The following is a 15152-nucleotide window of genomic DNA, read 5'->3' on the forward strand; positions in this document are numbered from 1 at the left end:
TTGCTCGGAGCACCGCTCAGTGCGGATGAACTGCGCCCCGCCGTGATCGAGCTGATCGAGCGCGAAGGCGGGGTGTGGGTGATCGAATGGAAGCTGCCGGTCGCCGCCTCGCGCGCGCAGGATGCGGTGCCGCTGGGCGCTCCGGTGATTCCTGAGGCCTGCGAGGCAACAGGCGAGGCCGTGCGCCGCGCGGCGCCGTTGGCATTGCTTGGGCAGCAGGCATTGCGCTGCCCGGGCGGGCTGGCCGGGCAGCGCTTTGGGCTGGATACAATCGCGGGCGGCACCGATGCCATCGCGCGGCTCATCCCGCTCGGCAGTCCGGCGCAGACCTTTCGCCTGACGCCCGATGCGCCGACTGCCGTGATCGCGGCCGAACCCTCTGTCATGCAGGTGCTGCGCGATTATCTGGTGATCGGTGCAGAGCACATTCTCTTCGGGTGGGATCACCTGCTGTTCGTGATCGCGCTGGTGCTGCTGGTGCGCCGATCATGGGCGGTGGTGAAAGCGGCAACAGCCTTCACCGTGGCCCATTCGCTGACATTGGTGGCGACGAGCCTTGGCTATGCCGGCCTGCCTTCCCGCCCGGTCGAGGCGCTGATCGCGCTGTCGATCGTGTTTCTCGCGGCCGAGGTGGCGCTGGTGCTCAAATCGCCCGATCGCCGCACTTTCACACGGCGCTTTCCTTGGGCGGTCGCCTTTGCCTTCGGGCTGTTTCATGGTTTCGGCTTTGCCGTGGCATTGGCCGATATCGGCCTGCCGCAGGGCGAGGTGCTGACAGCCTTGCTGGCTTTCAATCTCGGGGTCGAGGCAGGACAGCTGCTGGTGATCGCCAGCGTGATCGCGCTTCTGGCAGCGATGACCCGCTTCCTGCCGCGGGCCGAGCTACCCGCGATCCGCGCTGCGACCTATGCGATCGGCGCTGTCGGCAGTTTCTGGCTGATCGAGCGAGTGATTGGCTAGCTGCCGCCGGCAGCGTCTCCGCCGAGCGCCTGCCACAGCACGATCCGCGCACGGGCCGCGCGTCCCAGCGCGGCTGCCGCGCGCTCTCCGCTGGCATCGGCTGCGCGGCGCGCTTCGAGCACTTCGAGGAAGCTCGCAAGGCCTGCGCGGTAACGCGTTTCGGCCAGCCCGGCGGCACGCGCCAGTTGATCGCGCTCGGTCACCGAAAGCTTCGCCTCGGCATCGGCGGCGGCGACCACGCCATAGGCCGCCTCGGCATCGCCCAGCGCCTCAAACACTGTGCCGCGATAGGCGGCAAAGGCAGCGCGCTTGTCTGCCGCAGCGGCATCGATCCCGGCGCCCACGCGCCCGAAATCGAGCAGCGGTCCGGCAATCCCGGCAGTAAGCGATCCCACCAGCGAATCCGTATCCAGGAAATCGCCCGGATTGAAGGCCAGCAGGCCCAGCACACCTGACAGGGTGATTCGCGGAAAACGCGCACGCGCGGCAGCGGCGAGTTCGGCATCGCTGGCTGCAAGATTGGCCGCCGCAGCGGCGACATCGGGCCGGTTGGCGAGCAGATCGGAAGGCAGGCCTGCGGGCGCGGCAGCCGGTGCCAGCGCAGGAGCGGCGCTGGCGAGCGCTGCACGAACGGTTGCGCCGTCCTGCCCGGTCAGCGTCACCAGCCGCCCGATCAGGCGCGCCCGCTCGCTTTCCAGCGCGGCGAGGCGCACGGCGGAGGAACTTGCGGTCGCCTCGGCACGAACACGGTCAAATCCAGGCGCGATCCCCGCATCCTCGCGCACCTTGGCCAGCCCGGCGAGTTGGGTCGCTGCCGCGGCATCGGCGGAAATGGCAGCAGCCCGCGCATCGAGCACGCGCCAGTCGGTAATGCTGGCGGCAATCTCGGCCAGCAGCGCCAACCGGATACCCTGTGCCTGCGCGCTGGCGGCGTCGATCCGGGCGAGCGCAGCGCGCTCCTGCGCCTTGAGCCTTCCGAAGATGTCGGGGTCCCAGCTTGCGGTGATGTTCGCGCCGTAGGATGTCTGTTCTTCGGGAATGAAGCCCTGTTGGCCTGCTTGCCCGAATTGTGCGGTGTTGATGCGGTTTCGCCGGACGCTGCCATCGGCGGTGATGTTGGGCAAGCGCTCGGCCCCTGCACCGCGCGCACCGGCACGGGCGGCATCGATCCGCGCCATCGCCTCGGCAAGGCTTGGAGCGCCGGCGATCGCCGCCTGCGATAGGGTGCGGTAGGCTGGATCATCGGCGGGCATCAGCGCGGCGAGCGCCGCGCCGGTGGCGGCCTCGGGCCGGTTGAAGAAGGCGCGCGGCAGCTCGGGCGTCGGCGCGGCGACCTCGGGCACGCTCGCACAGGCGCCCAGAGCCAAGGGGAGCATCAGCGGGGCGAGCGCGGCCCCGATCACAGGCAGGCGGCGCATCGCCTCAGCCCTCCGTGTTGGCGGGGGCACCCGCCTTGGCCGGGATGAAGGCGTCGATCTGCTGGCCGACGCGGAAGGCATCGGACGGCGGCAGGGCGTAGATCAGCTGGAGCACGCGCACATCGACGCGTTCGGCGGCGCTGTTGGTGAGCGAGCGTTTGGGCACCACCTGCGGCTCGGCGCGCACGAAGGTGGCCTTGACGTGAAGCTCGGCCGCGCCGCGCGGGCTGATGATGGCGGGCTCGCCGATGGCAAGGCGGCTGACTTCGTTCTCGTCGATGTCGACGCGCACGTGGAGCGGATTGGTCTGGCCCATCTGGATGAAGGGGGCGGCGTTGCCGCCGCCTTGCGTGGAGACGAATTCCCCGGCGCGGATGTTGACGGCAAGGATCTCGCCGGCAATCGGCGCGCGGACCACGAGGCGCTCGATCTCGGTGCGCGCCGCGGCGGCGGCGGCCTGCGCCGAGGCAAGGCGGGCGCGGGCGAGATCGAGACGGCTGGTCGCGGCGGCCTCGTCGCCTTCGGCCTTGATGACTTCCGAACGGCTGACCGCTGCCGGATCGGCAAGGTTGCGATAGAGCGCGAGCTGCTGGCGCGCGGTCTTCTGCGCGGTTGCGGCCTCGGCGATCGCGGCGCGGGCCTCGGCGATGGCGGCATCGGACTGCGCAAGGCTCGCCTGCGCGGCGCGGGCATCGACCGTGAACAGCACGTCGCCCCTTGCCACCCGGTCACACGGGCGCACGCGGACATCGGTGACGAGGCCCGAAAGCGCCGCGCCGATATCGATGATCTCGCTCGCCGGTTCGACGATCCCCGCGCCTGCGACCCGCGCCTTGCCGGCGAGATCGCCGACCGCCTTGGGGGGCTGCTGCGCGGGCTCGGCGGTCGAGCGGTCGGGCATGCCGACGAGGATCAGCCACGCCGCCGCCGCAAGGCCGATCAGCGCGATCGCGGGGAGGGTCTGGCGGGCAAAGCTTAGATTGCGGAGCATGGCGTCCTCGGCGGGTTTTGTGGGGAGAGGGTGGTGGGGGAGAGGGTATCAGTGGTCATCGGGCATCTCGGCGCCGTCATGGGTGATGCGCCCGTCTTCCAGAACGATGATCCGGTCGGCGAGATCGAAGATGCGGTTGTCGTGGGTGACGATGATGCAGGCGCGGTCGGGGGCGACCGCGACTTCGCGCAGGAGGTCCATCACCCGGCGGCCCGAGCGCGCGTCCAGGGCGGCGGTGGGCTCGTCGCAGACCACCAGCCGCGGCTCGTGCACCAGCGCGCGGGCGATGGCGACGCGCTGCTGCTGCCCGCCCGAAAGCTGGCGCGGGAGCTTTTCGGCCTGGTTGCCGATATTGAGCTTGTCGAGCAGCACCTTGGCCCGCTCGCGCGCTTCGGCGACCGGCACGCCTTGCGCGATCAGCGGCACCGCGGCGTTGGCGGCGGCGTCGATCGAGGGGATGAGGTTGTACTGCTGGAAGATGAAGCCGATGTTCTTCAGGCGGAACTTCACCAGCTCGGTATCGGTGAGCTTGTAGATGTCGGTGCCGAACACGCGCACCTCGCCCGCGGTCGGGTAGAGGATGCCGCACATGATCGAGATGAGGGTGGTCTTGCCGCTGCCGCTTTCGCCCACGACATAGGTGAGCTCGCCCGGCTGGATGTCGGTGTCGATCCCGTGGAGGACGCGGATGGTGGTCTGCCCGGCCTCGAAATCGCGGGTGATGCCGCGCGCGCAGATCGCTGCCTCGGGGGCGCAGCCGCCGATTGCCGTCGTGTCCATGACTGTGCCCTCGCTCACCGGAACACCGCCGCCGGTTCGGTCCTCAGCACCGAGCGGATCGCGACGAAGCCGGTGATGGCGAGGATCACCACCACCGCCGCGAGGCTGATCAGCGGGATCTGCCAGGGGATGTAGAAGCCCTTGAAGAAGGGATTGGAGCCGAAGCCGTAGATGAAGGCGACCGTGCCGACCACACCCAGCCCGTAGCCGATCATGCCGACAAGGCCCGCCTGCACCGCGACCATCTGCATGATCTTCCAGTTGGTCACCCCGATCGCCTTCAAGGCGCCGAACTGCTTGATGTTGTCGCGCAGGAACAGGCTGAAGGTGAGGCCCACGATCGCCACGCCGACGACGAAGCCCAAGAACACCGTGATCCCGAAATTGACCGGGATGCCGGTGTTCTCGATGATAAAGTTGACCCCGGCGCGCGCGAACTCGGCGCGGGTTTCGGCCTTGAGGCCGGTTTCCTGCTCGATCCGCGCGGCCACGCCTTGCGCCGTTTCGCCCTGCGCAATGCCGACCAGCACGAAGGACAGGCGGTTGCGGGTGCCGGGCACGAAGTTCAATGCGTTGGAATAGCGCGTGTAGAGCGTGACCTGGCTGGTGAAGGAGGGGATCGCATCGGCAATGCCGCGGATCACCGCGCGCTGGTCGTTCAGTTCGAGCCGCTCGCCAAGCGGACTGGCCCCGTTCGAGAACAGGCGGGTGACGCCGACATCGTCGATCACCACCGTATCGGGGGCGAACAGCACGGTCTTGTCCTGATCGGCCATGCGCTTGGGCATCCCGATCAGCGTCGCATCATCGACCCCGATCACCGCCACGCCTTCGAGATCGCCATCCTTGGTGCGGACATTGGCCACCGCGCGCAGATGCGGAACCGCCCATTCGACGCCGGGCACCGCGCGCACCTTGTCGAGCGCGGTCGAGGGCATCGCGTAGCTCACATCGGTGGTGCGGCTGACCGGGTCCATCACCCACACCTGGGCTTCGGGCGCATTGTAGACCCCGCTCGCCCCGCGTTCGACCAGATTGACGAAGATCGTCATCTGCTGGGTGATGAGCAGGGTCGAAAACGCGATGCCGAACAATAGCCCGTAGAACTTCTGGGCATCCCCGGTGAGCATTCTGATGGCGATCCAGAGCACGGCGTCAGGAACCTTTATCAGCGGGTGGGGTTGCGCGAGGGTGGGACTCGCTGCATTATTGAACGGTCGCGTTTAACTGAACGGAGCCGTTCACTTTGTCAACCGGGCATTCGGCCAGTCCTGAAAAAAAACTGGTTCGCCGCAAAGCGGGCCGCCCGCTCGATGCCGCCAAGCGCGCGGCCATCGTCGACACGGCCGCGCAGCACTTCTTCCACCATGGCTATGCCGCCTCGGCGATCGAGCAGATCGCGGCCGATGCGGGCGTCTCCAAGGTCACGATCTACAACCAGTTCGGCGACAAGCGCGCGCTGTTCACTGCCGCGGTCGAGTGCGAATGCGAGAAATTGCGCGGCCATTTCTCGCTCGATGCGACCCCGCAGGGCACGATCCGCGAGCGCCTCACCGCCATCGGCGAGGCGATCTTCGCCTTCCTCTCGCGCCCCGAGATGATGCAGTTCGAGCACCGCATCGCCGCCGAGACCGATGCTGATCCGGCGATCGGCATCGCCTTTCTCGAGGCGGGGCCGTGGCGCATGAAGGAAGGCTTCGGCGCGTGGCTGGCGCGGGCCTGCGCGATGGGCGAGCTGGCAATCGACGATCCGCGCCTTGCCGCCGAACAATTCGTGTCGATGTGCAAGGGCATGGGCGATCTCGAACGCCGCTTCGGCGCGGTGGTCACCCCCGCAGAGCGCGACCGGCGGATCGCCGGCGCGGTCGAGGTGTTCCTTGCCGCCTATGGCGCGCGGCATGATCGATAATCCGCAAGGCCGTGTTCGAAAATTAGCATCGGCTCCGCGCCTGCGCATTATCTTGCCATTCACCGAGGGGCACCTACATTGCGAGGCTGACGAAAGGATTCCGCGAGCATGAGCCAGCCAAACGATCCCCAGCCGCAAGGCGACGGCCCCAACCCCTGGATCAAGCAGCTGATGATCTGGGGCGGGATTTTCCTCGCCCTGCTGCTGGTCGTGGCGATGTTCGGCGGCGCCAGCCAGCCGAGCGGCTCGGCGATGCGCTATTCCGATTTCCGCGCGGCGGTCTCGCAGGGCGAGGTGCAGGACGTGCAGATGGGCAGCGATGTCATCACCGGCACGCTCAAGAACGGCGACAGCTTCACCACCGTGCCGGTGCCGAACGATGTCGAGATCACCAAGCTGATGGAAGAAAACGGCGTGCGCTTCACCGGCAAGCAGCGCGAAAGCCAGAACCTTCTCCTCATCATCCTTCTGAATTCGCTGCCCTTCGTGCTGATCCTCGGGATCGCCTTCTTCGCGCTCAGGCAAATGCAGAAGGGCGGCGGCGGCGGCGCGATGGGCTTCGGCAAGTCCAAGGCCAAGCTGCTGACCGAACGGTCGGGCCGCGTCACCTTCGACGATGTCGCCGGGATCGACGAGGCGCGCGAGGAATTGCAGGAAATCGTCGAGTTCCTGAAGGACCCGCAGCGCTTCTCCAAGCTCGGCGGGCAGATCCCCAAGGGCGCGCTGCTGGTCGGCTCGCCCGGCACCGGCAAGACCCTGCTCGCCCGCGCGATTGCGGGTGAGGCGGGCGTGCCGTTCTTCACCATCTCGGGCTCGGATTTCGTCGAGATGTTCGTGGGCGTGGGCGCCAGCCGTGTGCGCGACATGTTCGAACAGGCCAAGAAGAACGCGCCCTGCATCGTCTTCATCGACGAAATCGACGCGGTCGGCCGTTCGCGCGGCCACGGCCTCGGCAATTCCAACGACGAGCGCGAGCAGACGCTCAACCAGCTGCTGGTCGAGATGGACGGCTTTGAAGCCAACGAAGGCATCATCATCATCGCCGCGACCAACCGCCCAGACGTGCTCGACCCGGCGCTGCTGCGCCCGGGCCGCTTCGACCGGCAGGTGGTGGTCCCCGTTCCCGACATCGACGGGCGCGAGAAGATCCTCGGCGTGCACATGAAGAAGGTGCCGCTGGCCCCCGACGTCAACCCGCGCGTGATCGCGCGCGGCACGCCGGGCTTCTCGGGCGCGGATCTGGCGAACCTCGTCAACGAGGCCGCGCTGCTCGCCGCGCGCCGCAACAAGCGGCTGGTGGCGATGCAGGAGTTCGAGGACGCCAAGGACAAGGTCATGATGGGCGCCGAGCGCCGCTCCATGGTGATGACCGACGACGAGAAGAAGATGACCGCCTATCACGAGGCCGGCCACGCGATCGTCTCGGTGCACGAGCCTGCCTCGGACCCGATCCACAAGGCGACGATCATTCCACGCGGCCGGGCGCTGGGCATGGTGATGCGCCTGCCCGAGCGCGACAGCTATTCCTACCACCGCGACAAGATGCATGCGAACCTGTCGGTCAGCATGGGCGGGCGCGTGGCGGAGGAGATCATCTTCGGCCACGACAAGGTCTCGTCCGGTGCCTCGTCCGACATCCAGTATGCGACCAACCTCGCGCGCAACATGGTGACCCAGTGGGGCATGTCGGAAAAGCTCGGCCCCTTGCAGTATGAAGAGCAGTCCGAGGGCTATCTCGGCTATGGCCAGGCGCAGCGGACCTTCCGTTCGGGCTCGACCAACGAGCTGATCGACAACGAGATCAAGGGCCTCGTCGAAGGCGCCCACAAGCGCGCGACCGAGATCCTGACGACCCACGAGGACCAGCTCCACCTGCTCGCCCAGGCGCTGCTCGAATACGAGACGCTGTCGGGCGAGGACATCAACGCGCTGCTCGAAACCGGCAAGATCGACCGTCCCGATGCCCCGCGCGGGCCGGTGCTGGCGGGTCCGGTGCGCGGCTCGGCGATCCCGCGTGCAGGCAAGCGCTTCGGCGGCGCCAAGGACAGCGGCGACGAGGCGGCGCAGGGCGCCTGACGCGTCCGCCAAGGCAATCACCAAAGGGGCGTCCGGAGCGATCCGGGCGCCCTTTTCGCTGGCGTTTCAGCGCGCGTTAAGCCCGCGCGGGCAAGGGTGGCTGCGGGAGGTGGGACCATGACCCTTGCACTGCGCCTGATTGCCCTGACGCTCGCCCCTGCGGTGCTCGCCGCGCCGCTCGCCGCGCAGCCTGCGCCGATCGCTGCGCCCGTGACCTTGGGCGAGTGGATCGCCCGCGATCAGGCGGCGGGGCGGCTCGCGCCCTCGGCCGAGCGCACCGCCGCGCTCGATGGCTTGCAGCGCGACATCCTCGCCGCCCTTGGCGCTGCGCGCGCAGGCGTGGAGGCGCAGGCCGCCGCCGCCGGGCCGAAGCCCGTCACCTGCCTGCCGCCGCCGGGCACCCCCCAGCTCACCTCGGACGAGCTCGGCATGTGGCTCTACACCCGCCCGGCGAGCGCGTATGGCGACACGCTGGAGCAGGTCATGGCGCGGTTTCTCGCCCACCGCTTCCCCTGCCGCTGATCAGGCGGGCTGCTGCTCGTGGGGGCGCGCGGCGATCTGCGCCAGCTTGCGTTCGATCCCGTCCCACAGCCGCGCAAAGGCGATCGCCGCGGGCGAGCGCGGGGCGAAGGCGCCAAGCGGACGGCGCTGCACCGCGCACTGCTCCACCGCGCTCACCAGCGGGATCGCCGGCCAGGCCGGGTTCGCCGCCAGCGCCTCGAGGTGGAGCGTGCGCCGCCGGTCGATCATCGAGAGCACCGGCAGGATCGGCGGCGGGCGCTTGGTGTGGCGGCGGATCTCCTCGACCACGAAGTCGAAAGCGCGGGCCGAAAGCGGCGAGGGCGGCAGCGGGACGATCACCACGCTGGCGGCGCGCATGACCTGCGCGGAGAGTTCGTTGAGCATCGGCGGGCAATCGAGGATCAGCCGGTCGTAGCTGCGCTCGATCTGCTTGGCGAGCGTCGCCAGCCGGTGGCGCTGGCCGAGCCGGAGCAGCAAGGCATCGAGCTCGCGCAGGGAGGCATCGGCGGGCAGCAGATCGAGGCCGGCAAAGCTGCTCGGACAGATCAGGGTGTGGGCGGGAATGTCGCCGGCAAACAGGCTGCGCGCCTGGCGCTTCCTCGGCGCATCGAGCGCGAACATGAAGGCCGCGCCGTCGGAAGGGTCTAGGTCCCACAGCAGGGTCCGGCGCGCAGGGTCCCGGGCGCTGCACCACGCCAGATTGGTGGCTATGGTCGTCTTCCCGACCCCGCCCTTCGCGCTGTAGACCGCAATCACCGCCATCACGCACTCCTGCGCGGGTGACCCTGCGCCGAGGTGGGCTGACCGGCAAGCCTTTCCGCAACGCCTTCCCGCGGCGGGACAGGACGCGGGGGCGAGCGTTAATAGGCGCCGAGCAGCAGCAACGCCTGCAAGAACAGCACCAGCACGATCTGGATGAAGAACAACAGCACGAAAAACCGCCACAGCGCCGAACGGCGGCCAAGCCCGTAAGCGTGGCGCAATTGCTTGTAGAGATGCAGCGGCCCGGCGATGAAGAACAGTATCGCGGCCCAGTCGCCTCCGCCCGGAACCGCGCTGAGGATCGACATGACGATGAACAGCAGCGACATGAAGCTCAGCGAATAGGTGATGAAGATCGCGTGGTCATAGGCCTTGTATTGCCGCCGCCACGCGAAGATCAGCCACAGGAACGGCAGCGAGAGCGGGATCAGCAGCCAGCTGAACTTGTAGCCGTTCGACTGGAGCTTGTAGAGCATCAGGCTCGGGTTCTTCTGCCACTTCTTGACGATCCCCTCGTCGAGGAAATCGATCCCGGTGCCGGTGACGTTGAGGTCGCCGGTATCGACTTCGACCGCCCCGCGCGGCTGGGCGTCCAGCACCTTGGCAAGCCCCGCCAGCTCGTTGGCGATCTCGGCCCGGCGCGGATCGCCCTCGGCAAGGCCATCGCGTTCCTTCTGGAGACCGGTGATCTCCTTCTGGAGTTCGGTCCGGACCACCGACGAGCTCTTCGCGCCCTCCATGAAGCCTTCGGTGAGATCGGTCGGCGCGGAGATGCCGACCATCTGGAACACCGCGAACATCGCGAAGACGGTGAACAGGAACATCGCCATCGGGCTGACGAACTTCGCGCGCTCGCCCGCGATGTAGCGGCGGGTCAGCTCGCCCGGCTTGAACGCGAGCAGCGGGAGCGTTTCCCACAGCTTGCCGTCAAGGTGCAGGACGCCGTGCATGATGTCATGGCCGATCGCGGCAAGGCTGCGGTGGATGTGGCCCTGCTGGCCGCATTCGGGGCAGAAATTGCCGGTGAACACCGTCTGGCAATTGGCGCAGGTCACCGGCCCGGCATGGTGCCCCGCCGCGTCGCCACCGTCATGATCGAGCGTGCGGCCGAGCAGCCCGCCTTCGATTGCCGTTCCGATGCTCTCCCCGAAATCGCTCATCGCCTGCGCGCCCCTGTGTGTGCGGGCATATAGGCGCAATTGCGGCAGGCGCGGAAGCGGCTATTTGCCCCCTGTCACTGGCTGGCGAGCTTGCGCTCGATTGCGGTCCACAGCTGGGCGATCGCGCGCGCGGCGGGCGAGCGCGGGGCGAAGGCGCCGACCGGCTGGCGCAGGCTTGCGCATTGTTCCACCGCGCTCGCCAGCGGGATCGCCGGCCAGGTCGGGTTCGCCTCGCGCGCGGCCTTGTGCAGCGAGCGGCGCAGATCCAGCATCGAGAGCACCGGCAGGATCGGCGGGTGCCCCTTGCCGATCGCGCGCACTTCCTCGACCACCACCTCGAAGGCGCGCGCCGAAAGCGGCGAGGGCGGTAGCGGCACGATGACAAGATCGGCCGCGCGCATCACCTGCGCGGAAAGTTCGTTGAGCACCGGCGGGCAATCGAAGATGATCCGGTCATAGCTCTTGCCCAGCGCCTCGGAGAGCCTGGCGAGCCGCTTCTTCTTGCCGAGCTTGTCGAGCTGGCGGTCAAGCGCACGGATGCTCTCGTCGGCGGGCAGCAGGTCGAGGCCGGCATAGGCGGTCGGCTGGATCAGCTTTTCGGGATCGGCCCCCTCGTCGAACATGGAGTCGGCGCTGCGCTTCTTCTTGGGGTCGACGCCCAGGAGGAAGCCCGATCCGTTCGAGGCATCGAGGTCCCACAGCAGGGTCTTGCGGCGCGAAATGCCGCTCGCGCACCAGGCGAGGTTGACCGAAAGGGTCGTCTTCCCGACCCCGCCCTTGACGCTGTAGACCGCGATTGATGCCATGCGCCCCGCCCGTGTTACTCTTTGGTTACCTATACAAGGGATAACGCCGCCGCCGCCAATGGCAAGCGGCAGCGCGCAGGCGTCAAACTGCGGTCAAGGGGCGTGCGTCAAAAACAACGGGGCCGGCAGTGCCGACCCCTTCGGATTGTCGCAGTGAGGCGCGGCGCGGGGCAAGCCCCTGCGCCCGCGCGCGTCAGCCGTCGTAATCGCCGCCAAGCGAGGAAGTGCGCGCCGGCGCCGAGGCGGTGATGCGCAGCGCTTCGGCCGATTGGCTGAGCGAGCCGATCTCGTCGGCCTCGTCCTCGTCATCGGGGAGGATCTTCTGGAGGCCGGTGACCAGCGATTCATGCAGGGCGCCCGGCGTGATCGTCTGTTCGGCGATCTCGCGCAGCGCGACGACCGGGTTCTTGTCACGATCGCGGTCGATGGTCAGTTCGCTCCCGCCCGAAATCTCGCGCGCACGCTGCGCGGCGAGCAGCACGAGGTCGAACCGGTTGGGAACCTTGTCGACGCAATCTTCAACGGTAACGCGTGCCATGGGCGGGCCTTATGCAAGAATCGCGAAATGCAGGAAAGCGCGCTAGCTAGGGCGCTCGGCGTGGGAAGTCAAGGACAAGGAGGCCTGCGAGACGGGGCTTGCGCGGCCGCACGCCGCCGGTTAGCACGAGGGTCACGGGGCCGAGCAACCTCCCGTCCAGGCCGAGACAGGCCCAAGCGTTGCCTCGTCATTCCCCTGTCGTGCGGCGATCCGCGCGGCGGGGCCATTTTCGAGGTTCGCATGATTGAGACAGGTAAGGCCGGATTGGGCGGATCGACTGCACGGCCGGGCGCCCCCGCCCCCGCCCCCTCCTTCTCCGAATTGCTCGGCGCATTTGCCCGCATCGGCTTCCTCAGCTTCGGCGGCCCGGCCGGGCAGATCGCGCTGATGCACCGCGAGCTGGTGGAGGAACGCGGCTGGGTGGCGGAGGAAGATTTCCTCCATGCCCTCAATTTCTGCCACCTGCTGCCCGGCCCCGAGGCGCAGCAGCTGGCGACGTGGATCGGCTGGCGCCTGCAGGGGTCACGCGGCGGGCTGGCGGCGGGGTTGCTGTTCGTGATCCCCGGTGCCTGCATCATCCTTGCGCTGTCGGTGCTCTATGCGCTCGCGGCAAACCTCGGCTGGGTGGCGGCGCTGTTTCTGGGGGTGAAGGCGGCGGTGCTGGCGATCGTGGTGCAGGCGCTGCTGAGGATCGCGGGGCGCGCGCTGGATACGGGTGTGAAAAAAGGGCTGGCAGCAGCGGCCTTCGCGGGGCTGTTCCTGCTCGCCCTGCCCTTCCCGCTGATCGTGCTTGGGTCAGGGGTGATCGGGATGGCGATCGCCCGGACCCGGCCCGATCTGCTCGCCTTGAAGCCTGCCAGGGGCGGCGGCGCGTTGCCCGCAAACCCGTGGCGCACCACGATCCTTTCGGTGCTGGTATGGGGCGCGATCTGGGCCGCGCCGATGGTGCTGATCGCGGTGACGCTGGGGCAGGGCCACGTGCTGTGGAAGATCGGCGCGTTCTTCTCGCAGCTTGCCATCGTCACCTTCGGCGGCGCTTACGCGGTGCTCGCCTATATGGCGCAGGAGGCGGTGCAGGGCTTCGGCTGGCTTGAGGCCGGCGAGATGGCCGACGGGCTGGGGCTGGCCGAGACCACGCCCGGACCGCTGATCCTGGTGACGCAGTTCGTGGGCTACCTTGCAGCCTTCCGCGCGCCTGCGCCGTTCTCGCCGCTGGTCGCGGGGCTGCTCGGGGCGGGACTGACGACCTGGGTGACCTTCGCGCCGTGCTTCCTGTGGATCTTCGCCTTTGCGCCGTGGATCGACCGGCTGGGGCAGGCGGTGTGGCTGAAAGGCGGGCTGGCGGCGGTGACCGCGGCGGTGGTCGGCGTGATCGCCAATCTCACTGTTTGGTTTGGCTTGCATGTCCTGTTCGCCCGCGTCGGCGAGGTCGCGGCGGGGCCGCTGCGGTTCGACTGGCCCGAGCTTGCGAGCTTCGACTGGCGGGCAGGGGTGCTCGCCGCGCTCGCCTTTGCGCTCGCCTTCGGGGCGAAGTGGGGGGTGCTGCGGCTGCTGGCGGTGTGCGCTGCGGGCGGGCTGGCGCTCGGCCTCGCGCTCTAGAGCCAGCCCGCCGCCCAGGCGATCACGACCGCGGCGGGCACCAGCATCACCTGCGCGATGAGGGTGCCGGCCAGCCGGCTCAGCGAGACCCAGATCATCGCCCGGCGGAAGGTCGCCTCGTTCACCGAGCCGTCGACCACATCGTCGGTCAGCGCCGAGATCTGCGGGTCGATGAGGGCAAACAGCAGGATCGTGGCAAAGCCGTTGACGATCGCGGTCATCTGCGAGGCGGTGACGCGGAATTCGGGGACGAGGTATCCGGCATAGAGCGAGGCGATCACGCCCACCGCCAGCAGCGCCTGCGCCAGCGCGTTCGCGATCAGCACGCTCCAGCTCACCCCGCGCGGGCCCCGGAGCGATTTCAGCGTCTCGCCCGAGGGAATCGCGACCGAATCCCGCAAGGTGGCCAGCCCCGCAGGTGTCATGCTGCGCAGGATCAGCTTGGTGGTCGAGCGGTTGGTCTGGAAGTAGGTGATGGCGGCGGCGAACACCCGCTGCCCGGTCGGCACCAGCACGATGCCGAGCGCCACCGAGGCCGCGGCCGACAGCAGCACCAGCCGCAAATCCCAGATCAGCATGGCGCCGTCGCCGCTCGCCAAGGCGGTCTCGATCCGCTTGGCGAGGAACGGGCCGAGGAAGCCGTTGGAGGTGCGGCTGACCAGCAGCAGCACGTTGAACAGCGCAAAGGACAGCGCGATGCGCCCCGTGCGCACCCCGGCGATGCGCGCCGCATAGGCGAGCGCGCCGATGAGGTTGATCACACCCGTCAGCGCGCAGATCAGCAGCAGTTCGGTGTCCATCCGGTGATCCCCGAGGCAGCCCGGCCGGCTCAGATGATCGGCCACGCCTTCGAGATGCTGTAGGCGCTGGTGACGATCAGCACCAGCGCGACGGCAAACAGCAACGTGCGCGGCTGGACGCGGCTCGCCAGCACCGCCCCGAAGGGCGCCGCGATCACGCCGCCGAGGATCAGCCCGCCGGTGATCAGCGTGAAGGCTGCCGGCCCCAATGTCAGCAGGAAGGTGACCGAGATCGACAGGGTGAGCAGGAATTCGGCGGTGTTGACCGTGCCGATCACCTTCCTCGGATCGCCGCCCTGGATCAGCAGGTTGCTGGTCACCACCGGCCCCCACCCGCCGCCGCCCGCCGCGTCAAGGAACCCGCCCACCAGCGCCAGCGGGCTGGTGAACTTGGGGTCCTCGAAGCGCGGCTGCGCCAGCCGGATCGCCCGCCACAGCAGGTAGAAGCCGATACCGGTGAGGTAGAGCATCACGAAAGGCCGCGCGGCGCTCGCATCGATGTTCGAGAGGATATAGGCCCCCGTCACCCCGCCCAGCACCCCGAACGGCACCAGCCGCCGGAACAGCCCCCAGTCGACATTCCTCTGCCATGCATGGCTGAGGCCCGATGCGCCGGTGGTGAACAGCTCGACCAGATGGACGCTGGCCGACGCGCTCGCCGGGGGCACGCCCATTGCGCTCACCAGCAGGGTCTGAGTGGTGACGCCGAAGGCCATCCCCAGCGCCCCGTCGATCATCTGCGCGGCAAAGCCGATGGCGATGAACGGCAGGATGTCGAGAAGGAGCTGGCTCAGATCCGGCATGAGGCATGTCCTCTCTGCGAGGGGTGGA

At 68.4% G+C, this 15152-nt stretch carries 15 protein-coding genes; 5 read left to right on the forward strand and 10 right to left on the reverse strand.

Features of this window, described 5'->3' with window-relative positions; genetic code table 11:
* A complete protein-coding gene (locus D620_RS0111625) occupies positions 1-960 on the forward strand; it encodes a HupE/UreJ family protein (protein ID WP_017665986.1) in 960 nt (319 codons plus the stop codon).
* Here the strand turns inward: D620_RS0111625 and D620_RS0111630 are convergent.
* Genes D620_RS0111630 through D620_RS0111645 form a run of 4 tightly spaced genes read right to left on the reverse strand, consistent with a single transcriptional unit; the run spans position 957 to position 5300 of the window.
* Positions 957-2378: an efflux transporter outer membrane subunit gene (locus D620_RS0111630; protein ID WP_017665987.1), complete on the reverse strand. Its 1422-nt coding sequence runs from the start codon at positions 2376-2378 to the stop codon at positions 957-959. The genes D620_RS0111625 and D620_RS0111630 overlap by 4 nt on opposite strands.
* Before the next feature lie 4 nt (positions 2379-2382).
* On the reverse strand, positions 2383-3369 hold the full coding sequence (locus tag D620_RS0111635) for an efflux RND transporter periplasmic adaptor subunit (protein ID WP_017665988.1): 987 nt from the start codon (positions 3367-3369) through the stop codon (positions 2383-2385).
* A gap of 48 nt (positions 3370-3417) precedes the next feature.
* Positions 3418-4149, reverse strand: a complete 732-nt coding sequence (locus D620_RS0111640; RefSeq protein ID WP_017665989.1) for an ABC transporter ATP-binding protein — start codon at positions 4147-4149, stop codon at positions 3418-3420.
* 14 nt (positions 4150-4163) lie between these two features.
* On the reverse strand, positions 4164-5300 hold the full coding sequence (locus D620_RS0111645; RefSeq protein ID WP_017665990.1) for an ABC transporter permease: 1137 nt from the start codon (positions 5298-5300) through the stop codon (positions 4164-4166).
* Between the two features lie 95 nt (positions 5301-5395).
* Between D620_RS0111645 and D620_RS0111650 the strand changes: the two genes are divergently transcribed.
* From D620_RS0111650 to D620_RS0111660, 3 genes are all read left to right on the forward strand, one after another.
* Entirely contained in the window at positions 5396-6058 is a 663-nt protein-coding gene (locus D620_RS0111650) for a TetR/AcrR family transcriptional regulator (RefSeq protein WP_017665991.1), read from the forward strand.
* A 108-nt stretch (positions 6059-6166) separates the two neighbouring features.
* Complete coding sequence (ftsH, locus tag D620_RS0111655; RefSeq protein WP_017665992.1) at positions 6167-8134, forward strand: ATP-dependent zinc metalloprotease FtsH; 1968 nt, start codon at positions 6167-6169, stop codon at positions 8132-8134.
* A 117-nt stretch (positions 8135-8251) separates the two neighbouring features.
* Complete coding sequence (locus tag D620_RS0111660; RefSeq protein ID WP_017665993.1) at positions 8252-8656, forward strand: hypothetical protein; 405 nt, start codon at positions 8252-8254, stop codon at positions 8654-8656.
* On the opposite strand, the gene D620_RS0111665 is transcribed toward D620_RS0111660, so the two are convergent.
* The 4 genes from D620_RS0111665 to rpoZ all read right to left on the reverse strand — a co-directional run bounded on the left by D620_RS0111665 (position 8657) and on the right by rpoZ (position 11922).
* Positions 8657-9418, reverse strand: a complete 762-nt coding sequence (locus D620_RS0111665; RefSeq protein WP_017665994.1) for a ParA family protein — start codon at positions 9416-9418, stop codon at positions 8657-8659.
* Between the two features lie 98 nt (positions 9419-9516).
* Positions 9517-10578: a DUF3667 domain-containing protein gene (locus D620_RS0111670; RefSeq protein ID WP_017665995.1), complete on the reverse strand. Its 1062-nt coding sequence runs from the start codon at positions 10576-10578 to the stop codon at positions 9517-9519.
* Positions 10579-10652: 74 nt separating this feature from the next.
* Positions 10653-11384, reverse strand: coding sequence for a ParA family protein (locus D620_RS0111675; RefSeq protein ID WP_017665996.1), 732 nt, complete (start codon positions 11382-11384; stop codon positions 10653-10655).
* A 193-nt stretch (positions 11385-11577) separates the two neighbouring features.
* Positions 11578-11922: a DNA-directed RNA polymerase subunit omega gene (rpoZ, locus tag D620_RS0111680; protein ID WP_017665997.1), complete on the reverse strand. Its 345-nt coding sequence runs from the start codon at positions 11920-11922 to the stop codon at positions 11578-11580.
* Between the two features lie 240 nt (positions 11923-12162).
* On the opposite strand from rpoZ, the gene chrA reads away from it, so the two are divergent.
* Positions 12163-13521, forward strand: coding sequence for a chromate efflux transporter (chrA, locus tag D620_RS0111685; protein ID WP_081596593.1), 1359 nt, complete (start codon positions 12163-12165; stop codon positions 13519-13521).
* On the opposite strand, the gene D620_RS0111690 is transcribed toward chrA, so the two are convergent.
* Positions 13518-14321 (reverse strand): lipid II flippase family protein, encoded by an 804-nt coding sequence (locus D620_RS0111690; protein ID WP_017665999.1) that lies wholly within the window; start codon positions 14319-14321, stop codon positions 13518-13520. The two genes, chrA and D620_RS0111690, sit on opposite strands and share 4 nt — an antisense overlap.
* A 29-nt stretch (positions 14322-14350) precedes the next feature.
* Positions 14351-15124, reverse strand: coding sequence for a sulfite exporter TauE/SafE family protein (locus D620_RS0111695; RefSeq protein WP_017666000.1), 774 nt, complete (start codon positions 15122-15124; stop codon positions 14351-14353).
* Positions 15125-15152 lie beyond the last annotated feature (28 nt).

This window comes from Porphyrobacter sp. AAP82, assembly GCF_000331285.1.
Classification (GTDB): domain Bacteria; phylum Pseudomonadota; class Alphaproteobacteria; order Sphingomonadales; family Sphingomonadaceae; genus Erythrobacter.

Excerpts from the sequence above, each read along its gene's own strand:
- D620_RS0111695 (WP_017666000.1), bottom strand. The coding sequence starts at position 15,124 with ATGCCGGATCTGAGCCAGCTCCTTCTCGACATCCTGCCGTTCATCGCC.
- D620_RS0111660 (WP_017665993.1), top strand. The coding sequence starts at position 8,252 with ATGACCCTTGCACTGCGCCTGATTGCCCTGACGCTCGCCCCTGCGGTG.
- D620_RS0111675 (WP_017665996.1), bottom strand. The coding sequence starts at position 11,384 with ATGGCATCAATCGCGGTCTACAGCGTCAAGGGCGGGGTCGGGAAGACG.
- ftsH (WP_017665992.1), top strand. The coding sequence starts at position 6,167 with ATGAGCCAGCCAAACGATCCCCAGCCGCAAGGCGACGGCCCCAACCCC.
- chrA (WP_081596593.1), top strand. The coding sequence starts at position 12,163 with ATGATTGAGACAGGTAAGGCCGGATTGGGCGGATCGACTGCACGGCCG.
- D620_RS0111670 (WP_017665995.1), bottom strand. The coding sequence starts at position 10,578 with ATGAGCGATTTCGGGGAGAGCATCGGAACGGCAATCGAAGGCGGGCTG.
- D620_RS0111690 (WP_017665999.1), bottom strand. The coding sequence starts at position 14,321 with ATGGACACCGAACTGCTGCTGATCTGCGCGCTGACGGGTGTGATCAAC.
- D620_RS0111640 (WP_017665989.1), bottom strand. The coding sequence starts at position 4,149 with ATGGACACGACGGCAATCGGCGGCTGCGCCCCCGAGGCAGCGATCTGC.
- D620_RS0111630 (WP_017665987.1), bottom strand. The coding sequence starts at position 2,378 with ATGCGCCGCCTGCCTGTGATCGGGGCCGCGCTCGCCCCGCTGATGCTC.
- D620_RS0111635 (WP_017665988.1), bottom strand. The coding sequence starts at position 3,369 with ATGCTCCGCAATCTAAGCTTTGCCCGCCAGACCCTCCCCGCGATCGCG.
- D620_RS0111665 (WP_017665994.1), bottom strand. The coding sequence starts at position 9,418 with ATGGCGGTGATTGCGGTCTACAGCGCGAAGGGCGGGGTCGGGAAGACG.
- rpoZ (WP_017665997.1), bottom strand. The coding sequence starts at position 11,922 with ATGGCACGCGTTACCGTTGAAGATTGCGTCGACAAGGTTCCCAACCGG.